The 13,550-nt window shown below is 58.2% G+C and carries 13 protein-coding genes; 10 read left to right on the top strand and 3 right to left on the bottom strand.

Going from position 1 to position 13,550, the window contains the following annotated elements:
• Nucleotides 1-35: 35 nt before the first annotated feature.
• Nucleotides 36-2,480, bottom strand: coding sequence for an acyl-CoA dehydrogenase FadE (fadE, locus tag ABLU73_RS08535; RefSeq protein ID WP_264924767.1), 2,445 nt, complete (start codon nucleotides 2,478-2,480; stop codon nucleotides 36-38).
• 239 nt (nucleotides 2,481-2,719) lie between these two features.
• On the opposite strand from fadE, the gene lpcA reads away from it, so the two are divergent.
• Nucleotides 2,720-3,301, top strand: coding sequence for a D-sedoheptulose 7-phosphate isomerase (gene lpcA / locus ABLU73_RS08530; protein WP_004145825.1), 582 nt, complete (start codon nucleotides 2,720-2,722; stop codon nucleotides 3,299-3,301).
• Between the two features lie 74 nt (nucleotides 3,302-3,375).
• Entirely contained in the window at nucleotides 3,376-4,143 is a 768-nt protein-coding gene (locus tag ABLU73_RS08525; protein ID WP_004204630.1) for a class II glutamine amidotransferase, read from the top strand.
• Here ABLU73_RS08525 and dpaA read toward each other — a convergent pair.
• Nucleotides 4,114-4,854 carry a peptidoglycan meso-diaminopimelic acid protein amidase gene (dpaA, locus tag ABLU73_RS08520; RefSeq protein ID WP_264924766.1) on the bottom strand — a complete coding sequence of 247 codons (741 nt, stop codon included), beginning with the start codon at nucleotides 4,852-4,854 and terminating at the stop codon, nucleotides 4,114-4,116. The two genes, ABLU73_RS08525 and dpaA, sit on opposite strands and share 30 nt — an antisense overlap.
• A 411-nt stretch (nucleotides 4,855-5,265) precedes the next feature.
• Here dpaA and ABLU73_RS08515 point away from each other — a divergent pair, with 411 nt between their 5' ends.
• Genes ABLU73_RS08515 through nqrM form a run of 7 tightly spaced genes read left to right on the top strand, consistent with a single transcriptional unit; the run spans nucleotide 5,266 to nucleotide 11,326 of the window.
• Nucleotides 5,266-6,609, top strand: a complete 1,344-nt coding sequence (locus ABLU73_RS08515) for a Na(+)-translocating NADH-quinone reductase subunit A (RefSeq protein ID WP_004204633.1) — start codon at nucleotides 5,266-5,268, stop codon at nucleotides 6,607-6,609.
• A 3-nt stretch (nucleotides 6,610-6,612) separates the two neighbouring features.
• A complete protein-coding gene (locus ABLU73_RS08510) occupies nucleotides 6,613-7,851 on the top strand; it encodes an NADH:ubiquinone reductase (Na(+)-transporting) subunit B (protein WP_017901312.1) in 1,239 nt (412 codons plus the stop codon).
• Nucleotides 7,844-8,638: a Na(+)-translocating NADH-quinone reductase subunit C gene (locus tag ABLU73_RS08505; protein WP_032453038.1), complete on the top strand. Its 795-nt coding sequence runs from the start codon at nucleotides 7,844-7,846 to the stop codon at nucleotides 8,636-8,638. Before ABLU73_RS08510 ends, ABLU73_RS08505 begins: the two co-directional genes overlap by 8 nt.
• Nucleotides 8,631-9,269, top strand: a complete 639-nt coding sequence (locus ABLU73_RS08500) for an NADH:ubiquinone reductase (Na(+)-transporting) subunit D (protein WP_002889716.1) — start codon at nucleotides 8,631-8,633, stop codon at nucleotides 9,267-9,269. Before ABLU73_RS08505 ends, ABLU73_RS08500 begins: the two co-directional genes overlap by 8 nt.
• Nucleotides 9,270-9,275: 6 nt before the next feature.
• A complete protein-coding gene (gene nqrE / locus ABLU73_RS08495; RefSeq protein ID WP_004177335.1) occupies nucleotides 9,276-9,872 on the top strand; it encodes an NADH:ubiquinone reductase (Na(+)-transporting) subunit E in 597 nt (198 codons plus the stop codon).
• 12 nt (nucleotides 9,873-9,884) lie between these two features.
• Complete coding sequence (gene nqrF, locus ABLU73_RS08490; RefSeq protein ID WP_182948168.1) at nucleotides 9,885-11,108, top strand: NADH:ubiquinone reductase (Na(+)-transporting) subunit F; 1,224 nt, start codon at nucleotides 9,885-9,887, stop codon at nucleotides 11,106-11,108.
• 2 nt (nucleotides 11,109-11,110) lie between these two features.
• A complete protein-coding gene (gene nqrM / locus ABLU73_RS08485; RefSeq protein WP_004204638.1) occupies nucleotides 11,111-11,326 on the top strand; it encodes a (Na+)-NQR maturation NqrM in 216 nt (71 codons plus the stop codon).
• 146 nt (nucleotides 11,327-11,472) lie between these two features.
• Here the strand turns inward: nqrM and ABLU73_RS08480 are convergent, their stop codons facing one another.
• A complete protein-coding gene (locus tag ABLU73_RS08480; protein ID WP_064190134.1) occupies nucleotides 11,473-12,333 on the bottom strand; it encodes a glycerophosphodiester phosphodiesterase family protein in 861 nt (286 codons plus the stop codon).
• Nucleotides 12,334-12,492: 159 nt separating this feature from the next.
• On the opposite strand from ABLU73_RS08480, the gene dinB reads away from it, so the two are divergent.
• Complete coding sequence (gene dinB, locus ABLU73_RS08475; RefSeq protein ID WP_004204641.1) at nucleotides 12,493-13,548, top strand: DNA polymerase IV; 1,056 nt, start codon at nucleotides 12,493-12,495, stop codon at nucleotides 13,546-13,548.
• The last annotated feature ends 2 nt before the right edge of the window (nucleotides 13,549-13,550 follow it).

The raw sequence follows: 13,550 nt of genomic DNA, 5'->3' as shown, positions 1-13,550 counted from the left end.
TTCCCCGCCCGGCGTGTGATGTGGTGATTATTTTATTATGCGGCTTCAACGTTGCGAACTTTTTCCGGCAGCTTTACCGGCTTTGTCGCCAGCTCCTCTGGCGCAAAGTCGTCGACGTTAATGCTGCGCAAGCGACTGTGCTCTGCGCGGGTCAGAATAGCGGCTTCTTCCTGATTTATTAATCCTTTGGCCAGCGCGTTGTGTGCCAGCTCATCCAGACGGGTGAACGGCAGGTTTTTACCCAACTCTTTGCAGATCCGCTGGTGGATAGGATCGGCCGCCATCACTTCCTGCAGGGCCTCTTCCAGCAGACCAACCGGGTTATGCTCGCTCGGCGTCAGGTACTGACCGCGACCGATGCGGGAGCGGGTGGCGCTGGGCACCTGCAGAATTTTAGCGACTTTATGGTCCAGCTTATCCGACGGCGCATGATGATGACGCCCGGTCGGGAAGATGACCAGCCGCATTGCGCCAGCCACCAGACGGTTGGGGAAGTTTTTCAGCAGATCGTCGATGGCCTGTTCAGCCTGGTGCAGCGCATCCTGCACTCCCCAGTGAACCAGCGGCAGATCGGCTTCATTGCGTCCTTCATCGTCATAGCGTTTCAGCACCGCCGAGGCCAGATACAGCTGGCTTAACACATCCCCCAGACGCGCGGAGATACGTTCGCGACGCTTGAGGCTGCCGCCCAGTACCGCCATCGAGACGTCTGACAGCAGCGCGAGGTTGGCACTCAGACGGTTCATTTGCTGATAGTAACGACGGGTGGCGTCACGGGTCGGCGCGCTGCTGGTGCGTCCGCCGGTCAGGCCCAGCCAGAAACTCCGTACTTTGTTACTACCGACGTGGCCGATATGTTTGAACAGCAGCTTGTCATAGGCGTTCAGGTCGTTGTTCTGCGCGGCAGCCATCTCCTCCAGCACGTATGGATGGCAGCGGATCGCACCCTGACCGAAGATCATCATGCTGCGGGTCAGAATGTTCGCCCCTTCCACCGTGATGGCGATAGGCGCGCCCTGATAGGCCCGGGCGAGGAAGTTGCCTTCGCCCAGCATAATGCCTTTCCCGCCGGTAATATCCATTGCGTCGATAATGGAGCGCTGGCCGCGGTGGGTGCAGTGATATTTCACGATCGCGGAGAGCACCGCCGGTTTCTCGCCGAGCATAATGCCGTAGGTGATAAGCGACGCCGCAGCGTCCATTACATAAGCATTACCGGCAATGCGCGCCAGCGCCTCTTCAATCCCTTCCATTTTACCGATCGAGATTTTGAACTGGCGGCGAATATGGGCGTAAGCCCCGGTAGCCATAGCCACCGATTTCAGGCCGCCGGTGGAGTTGGATGGCAGAGTAATACCGCGGCCCACCGACAGACATTCAACCAGCATGCGCCAGCCCTGACCGGCCATCCCCGGCCCACCAATGATGTAATCGATCGGCACGAAGATATCTTTGCCGCGGGTTGGGCCGTTCTGGAACGGGACGTTAAGCGGGAAGTGACGACGGCCAATTTCCACGCCCGGGGTGGAGGTCGGGATCAGCGCGCAGGTGATGCCCAGCTCTTCTTCTCCCCCCAGCAGACGATCCGGGTCAGAAAGTTTAAACGCCAGTCCCAGCACGGTGGCGATAGGCGCCAGCGTAATGTAGCGTTTGTTCCATGTCAGGCGCATACCTAGCACCTGCTGGCCCTGCCAGTCACCCATGCAGACCACGCCGGTATCCGGGATGGCGCCGGCGTCAGAGCCCGCTTCCGGGCTAGTGAGAGCGAAGCAGGGGATCTCCTGCCCGCGCGCCAGACGCGGCAGATAATGGTTTTTCTGCTCTTCGGTACCGTAATGCTGCAGCAGCTCGCCCGGCCCCAGTGAGTTCGGGACGCCGACGGTGATCGCCAGAATGCCGGAGACGCCAGAGAGCTTCTGCAGCACCCGCGACTGGGCATAAGCGGAGAATTCAAGCCCGCCATACTCTTTCTTAATGATCATCGCGAAGAAGCGATGCTCTTTCAGATACGCCCACAGCTCCGGCGGCAGATCGGCCATTTCGTGGGTGATGGCGAAGTCGTTGGCCATCCGGCAGGCTTCTTCCACCGGGCCGTCGAGGAAGGCTTGCTCTTCGGCGGTCAGACGCGGCTGCGGATAGTTATGCAGCTTGTGCCAGTCAGGGTTGCCGCGAAACAGATCCCCTTCCCACCAGGTGGTCCCGGCGTCGATGGCTTCTTTTTCAGTACGCGACATCGGCGGCATCACCTTGCGGAAAGCGCGAAACGCCGGTGCGGAAATCATGGATTTACGCATAGGCGCAAAGTTAAACGGCAACAGAATGATCGCCAGCGGCAGCAGCAGCCAGATATTCCACAGACCGGCCGCGCCGAGCGCTGCGGTCCAGGCGAGCAAGATCACGCTGCTGAGCAGCAGGCTGACCCGGTGATAGAAGAGCGCACCGAGTAAAACAACGGTTGCAACAATACTCAAAATCATCATAGAGAAATGCTCCCTGTGCTTGTAGGAGGTCTGACCACTTGTGATGTATTGGTTGTAGTGCATGCTTTTTTATTTAGCAATGTGTTTACAAAATAATTACAACCTTGCTCACATTGTTGTATGCAAAAGCGGCACATAAAATCAAAAGGGCGGGGGATAACGCTGCCTGCTGCTTCTCGCTTCGGCGGCTATCCGGTACACTGCCAGGGTTATTCCACTCATACTGAAGGATTATCCTCATGTACCAGGATCTTATTCGTAACGAACTGAACGAAGCCGCGGAAACGCTGGCTAACTTTCTGCAGGACGAAGCCAATATCCATGCTATCCAGCGTGCCGCTGTCCTGCTGGCGGATAGCTTTAAGGCGGGTGGTAAAGTGCTGTCCTGCGGTAACGGCGGTTCCCATTGCGATGCGATGCATTTTGCGGAAGAGCTGACCGGACGTTATCGCGAAAACCGCCCGGGTTATCCGGCCATTGCGATCTCCGACGTCAGCCATCTCTCCTGCGTGAGCAATGATTTTGGCTATGAGTATGTATTCTCCCGCTACGTTGAATCCGTCGGCCGCGCGGGCGATGTGCTGCTTGGCATCTCCACCTCCGGCAACTCCGGCAACGTTATCAAGGCCATTGAAGCCGCCCGGGCGCAGGGGATGAAAGTGATCACCCTGACCGGTAAAGACGGCGGTAAAATGGCCGGTAGCGCCGATGTTGAAATTCGCGTGCCGCACTTTGGCTACGCCGACCGCATTCAGGAGATCCACATCAAAGTGATCCATATCCTGATTATGCTGATCGAAAAAGAGATGGCGAAAGGCTAACAGGCAGGTGAGTGTGTACTGTTGACGGCGGCCTCGCTTTGGCGCCGTCGTGATTTGTGATGGTGAGGTGATCTATGTGCGAACTGCTCGGGATGAGCGCCAATGTGCCAACAGATATCTGTTTTAGCTTTACCGGGCTGGTACAGCGCGGAGGCGGGACGGGGCCGCATAAAGACGGCTGGGGCATCACCTTCTATGAAGGCAAAGGCTGTCGCACATTCAAAGATCCGCAGCCGAGCTTTCAGTCGCCGATCGCGAAACTGGTCCAGGATTACCCGATTAAGTCCTGTTCCGTCGTCGCGCATATCCGTCAGGCCAACCGCGGGATGGTGGCCCTGGAGAATACGCATCCGTTCACCCGCGAGCTGTGGGGGCGCAACTGGACCTACGCGCACAACGGGCAGCTCAAAGGCTATAAATCGCTGAAAACCGGCAATTTCCACCCGGTAGGTGAAACCGACAGTGAAAAGGCCTTCTGCTGGCTGCTGCACCGCTTAACCGAGCGCTACCCGCGTACGCCGGGCAATATGCTGGGCGTATTTAAGTATATCGCCACCCTGGCGGGGGAGCTGCGTGAGAAAGGGGTGTTCAACATGCTGCTATCGGACGGACGCTATGTGATGGCGTTCTGCTCGACCAACCTGCACTGGATCACCCGGCGGGCGCCGTTCGGCGTGGCAAAACTGCTGGACCAGGATGTGGAGATCGACTTTCAACGCGAGACCACACCCAACGATGTGGTCACGGTTATCGCCACGCAGCCGCTGACGGCCAATGAGACCTGGCATAAGATCATGCCAGGCGAGTGGGCGTTATTTTGTCTCGGGGAGCGTATAGTTTGAGGCCAGCTGCGGCTGGACAACCTCGTGGCTGAGCGGCTTGCTCACCACATAGCGGCCGTCGGTCACTGATACGACCGGCGGTTTGTGGGTCTGCTGGAAATAATCATAGCCAGGCTTCAGCTGTTTCCAGAAATCCGCATAGTAGGAGTATTTGTGGCGTTCCATATTGGCGTTGGTCATGCGGAACGGATAGATACTCACCTGCACGCTTGGCTGACCGAAGACTAAGGCGCCGGTCACGAACTGGAAGATCTCATCGATCCCGCTGTCGGTCATGGCGTAGCAGCCGATAGAGACGCAGTCGCCGTGGATCATCAGGTATTTCCCTTCATAACCATGGGCGCGATCGTAGGCGTTCGGGAAGCCGATATTAATCGCTTTATAGAAGCGACTGTCGGGTTTGAGCTGGCTGCGGGTGACGTTATAGAACCCTTCCGGGCTCTTGAAATCGCCCTGGCGCTGTTTCGGGCCCAGGCCACCGGAGTAGTTGCAGATCCGATAGCTGTCGAGGAGCTGGTAGGTCTCACCCATTTTGACGTAAAGGTCGAGCATGCGCTCTTCTTTAAAGATCTCAATGTAAACCGGTGAACCCATTAATTGCTGCTTATATTCTTTGCTAACCGGCGTCGTCGGGCTGTTGCTGCTGAGCAGCCCGGCAAATGACACGCACGGCAGCAGAAGCATCGCAATAAATAATGCGATTTTGCGCATACTGCTTGTTCCTTGATAAAACAAAATAGCCACATTGCCAGGACGGCAAGAGAGACCCGAAATCAGAGTTTTCTGGATTTAGAGCGCTCACATTAGCATCACGGCATTTTTTCGCAAGGGCGACGTGGCGGCGTTTACAATTCCGCCTCACTTTATACCCTGACGCCGACGAAAACACAGTGAGAACTTTGCGCAATAGCTCGCATTTTAGAAGCACTTATCGCCCCTTGCGCTACAGCCGCCGCTCACGAAATGTTACACTTGCGCCGGTTCATCACCAGAGTAAGAAAGGATGCTTCTCTTCCGTCCTGAGCGCTACTGGCGCCGTTTTGACCTTTCTTCTCTACCATTCTGTCAATAAGCTGGCCCCGGCCTGCGTCGGGGTTGAGGTTACGGATACCTGCTAACGATATGATTAAAATCACGAAAGGGCTGGATTTGCCCATAGCTGGCATGCCATTACAGCAGATTTCTTCCGCGCCAGCGGTGAAGCGCGTCGCGCTACTCGGAGAAGAGTACGTCGGCATGCGTCCCGCCATGGCGGTCAAAGAAGGCGATCGGGTCAAAAAAGGTCAGATCCTGTTCGAAGATAAAAAGATCCCCGGCGTCTGCTTTACCGCCCCGGCGAGCGGGGTCGTCAGCGCGATCCACCGCGGTGAACGGCGCGTGTTGCAGTCGGTGGTGATTGATATCGAGGGCAATGACGCGGTGGCGTTTACCCGTTACGCCGCGGACGCGCTGGCTGAACTGCCGCGCGACACCGTGCAGCAGCAGCTGTTGGCGTCGGGCCTGTGGACGGCGCTGCGCACCCGGCCATTCAGTAAAACGCCGCGCCCGGGCAGCGTGCCGGCTGCTATCTTTGTTAACGCCATGGATACCAATCCGCTGGCGGCGGAGCCGCAGCCGATTATTCTGGCCGAACGGGCCGCTTTCGACGCCGGCCTTACCGTGCTGACGCGTCTGACCGACGGGAAAGTCCACGTCTGCCAGCCCAGCGGCGGTAAGCTCGGCGGTCATCCAGCCGGCCAGGTCTGTTTTAACCAGTTCACCGGGCCGCACCCGGCGGGGCTGCCGGGAACGCATATTCACTTTCTGGAGCCGGTGAGCCTGAATAAGCAGGTCTGGCACCTCAATTATCAGGACGCGATCGCCATTGGTAAGCTTTTCCTTGAAGGTGAGCTGAACTGCGAGCGGGTGATTGCGCTCGGCGGCCCGCAGGTGAAGTCGCCGCGGCTGGTCAAAACGACGCTGGGCGCCAGTCTGGACGATCTGCTGGCGGGCGAGCTGGAGGAGGGGGAAAACCGCGTCATTTCCGGCTCGGTACTTAGCGGTACCCGCGCCCACGGCCCCCACGCCTTCCTCGGGCGTTTCCATCTGCAGGTGAGCGTGGTTCGCGAAGGTCGGGAAAAAGAGCTGTTTGGCTGGGTGATGCCGGGCAAAGAGAAGTTCTCGATTACCCGCACTACGCTAGGCCATTTCTTCAAGCGCAAGCGCTTTCATTTCTCCACCGATACCCACGGCGGCGAGCGGGCGATGGTGCCGATCGGCAACTACGAACGGGTGATGCCGCTGGATATCCTGCCGACTATACTGCTGCGCGATCTGCTGGCCGGGGACACCGACAGCGCTCAGGCGCTGGGCTGTCTGGAGCTGGATGAAGAAGATCTGGCGCTCTGCACCTACGTCTGCCCCGGGAAATATGAATATGGCCCGGCGCTGCGCAGCGTATTAACCCGGATTGAGCAGGAAGGATAAGAGATGGGCTTAAAGCATCTGATTGAAAAACTTGAGCCGCATTTCACGCACGGCGGCAAGCTGGAAAAATATTACCCGCTGTATGAGGCGGCGGCGACCATCTTCTACACTCCAGGCCAGGTCACCCGCGGCGCGGCGCACGTGCGTGACGCCATCGACCTCAAGCGGATGATGATCCTCGTGTGGTTTGCCGTATTCCCGGCGATGTTCTGGGGGATGTACAACGTCGGGCTACAGACCATTCCGGCGCTACATAAGCTTTACGGCGCCGAACAGCTGCAGCAGGTCATTGCCAACAACTGGCACTATAGCGTTGCCCAGTGGTTAGGGGTGAGCTTCAGCGCCGACGCCGGCTGGCTGAGCATGATGACCTTAGGCGCGGTCTTCTTCCTGCCTATCTATATCACCGTCTTTATCGTCGGCGGCTTCTGGGAAGTGCTGTTCGCTATCGTGCGCAAACATGAGATCAACGAAGGCTTCTTTGTCACCTCGATTCTGTTTGCGCTGATCGTCCCGCCCACGCTGCCGCTATGGCAGGCGGCGCTGGGGATCTCCTTCGGGGTGGTGATCGCTAAGGAGATTTTCGGCGGCACCGGGCGCAACTTCCTCAACCCGGCGCTGGCGGGGCGCGCGTTCCTGTTCTTCGCCTATCCGGCGCAGATCTCCGGCGACCTGGTGTGGACGGCGGCGGACGGTTTCTCCGGCGCGACGCCGCTCTCCCAGTGGGCCAGCGGCGGCGGTGAAGCGCTGGTTAACGTCGCTACAGGCATCCCGGTGAGCTGGATGGACGCCTTCCTCGGCAATATTCCGGGCTCGATTGGCGAAGTTTCAACGCTGATGATCCTGATCGGCGGCGCGATCATTCTCTTTGGCCGCGTCGCGTCCTGGCGCATCGTCGCCGGGGTAATGATCGGCATGATCGCCACCGCCACCCTGTTTAACGTTATCGGCTCCGACACCAACCCGATGTTCGCTATGCCATGGTACTGGCATCTGGTGCTCGGCGGCTTTGCCTTCGGCATGATGTTTATGGCGACGGACCCGGTATCCGCCTCGTTTACTGATAAAGGGAAATGGAGTTACGGCGTGCTGATCGGCGTGATGTGCGTGCTGATCCGCGTGGTGAACCCGGCTTATCCGGAAGGGATGATGCTGGCGATCCTCTTCGCCAACCTCTTCGCACCGCTGTTCGACTACCTGGTGGTGCAGGCCAATATTAAGCGGAGGAAGTCGCGTGGCTGAGAAGAAAAGTAACGATAGCATCGGCAAAACGCTGCTGGTGGTGCTGGTGCTTTGTCTGGTCTGCTCCATTGTAGTAGCGGGCTCGGCCGTCGGGCTGAAATCCCGCCAGCAGGCGCAACGGGCGCTGGATAAGCAGCGTAATATCCTGGCGGTGTCCGGCCTGATGCAGCCCGGTATGGATGCGGATGCGGTAGCGGACACCTTCGCGGCGCGCATTTCGCCGCGACTGGTGAATCTGGCGACCGGTGAGTTGCTGGAGAAAGACCCGGCAAAATTCAATCAGGCCCAGGCGCTGAAGGATCCGCAACAGAGTATGGCGCTGGACGCCAGCCAGGATCCGGCCGGGATAAAACGCCGCAGCAATCTGGCGGAAATCTACCTGGTGCGTGACGCGCAGCAGAAGATTGAGCAGGTGGTGTTGCCCATTTATGGCAATGGCCTGTGGTCGATGATGTACGCCTTCGTAGCGCTGGACGTCGATGGCCGCACGGTGAAAGGCATTACCTACTATGACCAGGGGGAGACCCCGGGGCTGGGCGGCGAAGTGGAGAACCCGAACTGGCGCCAGCAGTTTGTCGGCAAGCAGGTGCTGGATGACAACGGCATGCCGGCGCTGAGAGTGGTCAAAGGCGGCGCGCGCGCTGGTGACCTGCATGCGGTTGATGGCTTATCGGGCGCCACGCTGACGTCAAATGGCGTACAGCACAGCTTTGATTTCTGGATGGGTGAACTGGGCTTTGGTCCGTTCCTGAAAAAGGTGCGTGAAGGAGGGCTGAACAATGGCTGAACAGAGCGATATGAAAGAGGTGAAGCGCGTGCTGGTGGGCCCGCTCATCGCCAATAACCCCATCGCCCTGCAGGTGCTGGGCGTCTGCTCCGCGCTGGCGGTCACCACTAAACTGGAAACCGCCTTCGTGATGACCATTGCGGTAACCCTGGTGACGGCGTTCTCCAGCATGTTTATCTCGATGATCCGCCACCACATTCCCAACAGCGTACGTATCATCGTGCAGATGGCGATCATCGCTTCGCTGGTTATCGTGGTGGATCAGCTACTGCGGGCTTTCGCCTATGAGACCTCTAAGCAGCTGTCGGTGTTCGTCGGGCTTATCATCACTAACTGTATCGTGATGGGCCGCGCCGAAGCCTATGCCATGAAGTCGCCACCGCTGGCGAGCTTTATGGATGGTATTGGCAATGGTCTCGGCTATGGCGCGATCCTGATTATCGTCGGCTTCCTGCGCGAGCTTATCGGCAGCGGCAAGCTGTTCGGTATCACGGTGCTGGAGACGGTGCAGAACGGCGGCTGGTATCAGCCGAACGGCCTGTTCCTGCTGGCGCCGAGCGCGTTCTTCATTATCGGTTTACTGATCTGGGCCCTGCGTAGCTGGAAGCCTGAACAGCAGGAAAAGGAGTAATCGATGATGGCTCATTACATTAGCCTGTTTGTCCGCGCGGTGTTCGTTGAGAACATGGCGCTGGCCTTCTTCCTCGGGATGTGTACCTTCCTCGCGGTGTCGAAAAAGGTCTCCACCGCCTTCGGCCTCGGCGTTGCGGTGACGGTGGTGCTGGGTCTTGCCGTACCGATCAACAACCTGGTGTATAACCTGGTGCTGCGCGACGGCGCGCTGGTGGAAGGGGTGGACCTCAGCTTCCTGAACTTCATCACCTTTATCGGGGTGATCGCCGCGCTGGTGCAGATCCTCGAGATGATCCTCGATAAGTACTTCCCGGCGCTATACAACGCGCTGGGGATCTTCCTGCCGCTGATTGCAGTTAACTGCGCGATTTTTGGCGGTGTGTCGTTCATGGTGCAGCGTGATTACAACTTCCCGGAATCCATCGTCTACGGCTTCGGCTCCGGTATCGGCTGGATGCTGGCGATCGTGGCGATGGCGGGGATCCGCGAAAAGATGAAGTACGCCAACGTGCCTGCCGGCTTGCGCGGGTTAGGGATCACCTTTATCACCACCGGGTTGATGGCGCTGGGCTTTATGTCCTTCTCCGGCGTGCAGCTATAAGGGCGAATAAGTATGGAAATTATTCTTGGCGTCGTGATGTTCACGCTGATTGTGCTGGTGCTATCGGGGCTTATCCTGGCAGCGCGCTCAAAGCTGGTGAACGCAGGCGACGTGGTTATTGAGATCAATAACGAAGCGGATAAGCAGATCCGCACCCCGGCGGGGGATAAGCTGCTGAACACGCTGTCGAGCAACGGGATTTTTGTCTCCTCCGCCTGCGGCGGCGGCGGCTCCTGCGGCCAGTGTCGGGTGACTATTAAAGAGGGCGGCGGCGATATCCTGCCGACCGAGCTTTCGCATATTACCAAACGTGAAGCAAAAGCCGGCTGCCGTCTGGCTTGCCAGGTCGCGGTGAAGCAGAACATGAAGATTGAGCTACCGGAGGAAATCTTCGGTGTGAAAAAATGGGAGTGTGAAGTTATCTCCAATGATAACAAAGCCACTTTCATTAAAGAGCTCAAGCTGCGGATCCCGGAGGGGGAGGTGGTGCCGTTCCGCGCGGGGGGCTATATTCAGATCGAATGCCCGCCGCATAAAGTGGCCTATGCTCACTTCGATGTTCCGGATGAATACCGCTCGGACTGGGACAAGTTCAACCTGTTCCGCTACGTCTCTGAGGTGAAAGAGCCGACCCTGCGCGCCTACTCGATGGCTAACTATCCGGAAGAGAAGGGTATCATTATGCTCAACGTGCGCATTGCGACGCCGCCGCCGAAGGTGCCGGATGCCCCGCCGGGGATCATGTCGTCCTATATCTGGTCGCTGAAGCCGGGCGATAAGGTGACGATTTCCGGGCCGTTCGGCGAGTTCTTTGCCAAAGAAACCGACGCCGAGATGGTGTTTATCGGCGGCGGCGCCGGGATGGCGCCGATGCGTTCGCATATTTTCGACCAGCTCAAGCGCCTGCACAGCACACGCAAAATTAGCTTCTGGTACGGAGCGCGCTCGCTGCGCGAGATGTTCTACGATGATGAGTTTGAACAGCTGGCGCGGGATAACCCGAACTTTACCTTCCACGTCGCGCTCTCCGATCCGCTGCCGGAAGATAACTGGACGGGGCATACCGGCTTTATCCATAACGTTCTGTACGAGAACTATCTGCGCGATCACCCGGCGCCGGAAGACTGCGAGTTCTACATGTGCGGGCCGCCGGTAATGAATGCCGCGGTGATTAAGATGCTGAAGGATCTGGGCGTCGAGGACGAGAATATTCTGCTCGACGACTTTGGAGGCTGACGATGCTGACGGTGTTTGTCGCAACCTTTGTGATTTTTGCGCTGGTGATCCTCGGGATGTCGCTGGGCTACCTGGTGAAGCGCAAGAGCATTCAGGGCAGCTGCGGGGGGATCTCCTCGCTGGGGCTGGAGAAAGTCTGCGACTGTCCTGAGCCCTGCGACGCGCGTAAGAAACGTCTCGCCCGCGAGGCGCAGCGCCAGCAGCGGCGTATTTTGTAATCTTTGGCCATTTTGGCCCGGAGGCGCTGCGCTTGCCGGGCCTGCTGCTTCGGTTTTGTAGGCCGGGTCAGGCGCAGCCGCCACCCGGCAACAACATGCCAGCAACGTGAGGCCGCTTTCGCGGCCTTTTTTATCCCTTTGCGCTCTTACTGCCAGCTTTTCGCCTGCGCCGGGGAATCAACCATCACGCCGTCAGCGCCCAGCGCCTTCGCCGTGCGGTAATCTTCCGCACTGTTGATGCCGAAGAAGATAATGTGCGCTTTGCCCTGCGAGCGGAAGCAATCCATCGCCTCTTTATCCCAGGTGAGCGTCGCCGGGGAGATCCCTTCTCCAAGGGTGAATTTCTCCACCACCTCTACCTTGCGCTTCAGCTCCAGCCCATACCACTGTTCGCCTTTGCGCTGGCTGGCAGGTTGGCACTGATGGCTGAGCGAAATACTGGCGAGCCTGGTGCGGGTTTCGCTACGGGTGACGAAGCGGGGAATAGCCGGCGGCAGCGCGGCGATATAGCGGTCTTCGGTGGAATAGACCCGTACGCGATTGAGGCTGTGCGTGGCTTTTAACACCGCAAGCAGGCGCTCGCCCATCACGGTCGGGTCGGCATCCGGAGATTTAATGTCGATGTAGAAGAACGTGTGCGGCCATTGCTGCAAAACGGCTTGCAGCGTGGGAATGGTGGCCAGCTTGCCACGCCAGGGGTGGCTGTCATCACCCCATTTCCAGCCGGCATCGACTTTCGCCAGCTCGGCGGCGGTCAAACTGGAAACTTTGCCCTCGCTATTGGTCAATGCGGAAAGATCGCTTGACCGGTAGAGCACCGGCACGCCGTCGCGGCTTAACTGCACGGTGACCCAGATGGCCTCAGCGTTATTCTCCAGCGCCAGCTTGATCGCTGGCAGGGTATTTTCCGGCGCATCGCCGGTGCCGCCGCGGTGGGCAATCAGCTGTGGGGCTGCCCAGGCGCCGGCGGTGGCCAGCAGGCAAAGTGCGGTAAGTATTTTCTTCATGATTACACCTTCCAGATTCATTGGTTAACTTTATGAAAATAAACATAATTCATTGCATTTTTATGTTTTGACCGCTTTTTTAGCCGATGAAATAAAAAAAGCATCAAATTCGCAGCGAGTTTTGCTATGCTGTATGGGTATACAGTGTTGAGTCTGACGATGCGTAAAATTATCCATGTCGATATGGACTGTTTCTTTGCGGCGGTGGAGATGCGTGACAACCCGGCGTTGCGCGATATCCCCCTCGCAATAGGCGGCAGTCGGGTACAGCGTGGCGTGATTAGTACCGCGAACTATCCTGCGCGCAAGTTTGGCGTGCGCAGCGCTATGCCGACGGCGACAGCGCTCAAGCTGTGCCCGCATCTCACACTGCTTCCCGGCCGCTTCGATGCCTACAAAGAAGCCTCGAACCATATCCGCGAAATATTCTCCCGCTACACCTCGCGCATTGAGCCGCTGTCGCTGGATGAAGCCTATCTTGACGTCAGCGACAGCGTGCATTGTCACGGGTCGGCCACCCTGATAGCCCAGGAGATCCGCGAAACCATTGAACGGGAGCTGCGCCTCACCGCCTCGGCGGGGGTCGCGCCGGTAAAGTTTCTTGCCAAAATCGCCTCTGACATGAATAAACCCAACGGCCAGTTCGTTATCGCTCCCCATCAGGTGGCTGAGTTTGTGCGGGCGCTGCCGCTGGCGAAAATACCCGGCGTCGGGAAGGTATCGGCAGCGAAGCTGGAAAATATGGGCCTGCGTACCTGTGGCGATGTGCAGAACAGCGATCTGGCCATGCTGCTTAAGCGTTTCGGTAAATTCGGCCGTATTTTGTGGGAGCGCAGCCACGGGATTGATGAGCGGGAAATCCATAACGACCGCCAGCGCAAGTCGGTGGGCGTGGAGCGCACCCTGGCGGAAGATATTCACGAATGGCCGGAGTGCGAAGCGATAATCGAAAACCTCTACCCGGAGCTGGAGCGCCGGCTGGCGAAGGTTAAACCGGACCTGCTGATCGCCCGTCAGGGGATTAAACTGAAATTCAATGACTTCCAGCTGACCACCCAGGAGCACGTCTGGCCGCGGCTGAACAAAGCGGATCTGATTGCCACCGCGCACAAGGCCTGGGATGAGCGCCGTGGCGGACGTGGCGTGCGTCTGGTTGGGCTCCACGTAACGCTGCTCGATCCGCAGCTGGAAAGGCAGCTTTTATTAGGGATTTAACC

It is taken from the genome of Klebsiella sp. GG_Kp175 (assembly GCF_040062325.1).
Lineage (GTDB): Bacteria > Pseudomonadota > Gammaproteobacteria > Enterobacterales > Enterobacteriaceae > Klebsiella > Klebsiella quasipneumoniae.
The sequence above is the reverse complement of the archived record's forward strand: the minus strand, read 5'-3'. Positions and strand labels throughout refer to the sequence as shown.

Bases quoted from the DNA above. Each gene is read 5' to 3' on its own strand.
- fadE (WP_264924767.1), bottom strand. From the start codon at position 2,480: ATGATGATTTTGAGTATTGTTGCAACCGTTGTTTTACTCGGTGCGCTC.
- lpcA (WP_004145825.1), top strand. From the start codon at position 2,720: ATGTACCAGGATCTTATTCGTAACGAACTGAACGAAGCCGCGGAAACG.
- ABLU73_RS08525 (WP_004204630.1), top strand. From the start codon at position 3,376: ATGTGCGAACTGCTCGGGATGAGCGCCAATGTGCCAACAGATATCTGT.
- dpaA (WP_264924766.1), bottom strand. From the start codon at position 4,854: ATGCGCAAAATCGCATTATTTATTGCGATGCTTCTGCTGCCGTGCGTG.
- ABLU73_RS08515 (WP_004204633.1), top strand. From the start codon at position 5,266: ATGATTAAAATCACGAAAGGGCTGGATTTGCCCATAGCTGGCATGCCA.
- ABLU73_RS08510 (WP_017901312.1), top strand. From the start codon at position 6,613: ATGGGCTTAAAGCATCTGATTGAAAAACTTGAGCCGCATTTCACGCAC.
- ABLU73_RS08500 (WP_002889716.1), top strand. From the start codon at position 8,631: ATGGCTGAACAGAGCGATATGAAAGAGGTGAAGCGCGTGCTGGTGGGC.
- nqrE (WP_004177335.1), top strand. From the start codon at position 9,276: ATGGCTCATTACATTAGCCTGTTTGTCCGCGCGGTGTTCGTTGAGAAC.
- nqrF (WP_182948168.1), top strand. From the start codon at position 9,885: ATGGAAATTATTCTTGGCGTCGTGATGTTCACGCTGATTGTGCTGGTG.
- nqrM (WP_004204638.1), top strand. From the start codon at position 11,111: ATGCTGACGGTGTTTGTCGCAACCTTTGTGATTTTTGCGCTGGTGATC.
- ABLU73_RS08480 (WP_064190134.1), bottom strand. From the start codon at position 12,333: ATGAAGAAAATACTTACCGCACTTTGCCTGCTGGCCACCGCCGGCGCC.
- dinB (WP_004204641.1), top strand. From the start codon at position 12,493: ATGCGTAAAATTATCCATGTCGATATGGACTGTTTCTTTGCGGCGGTG.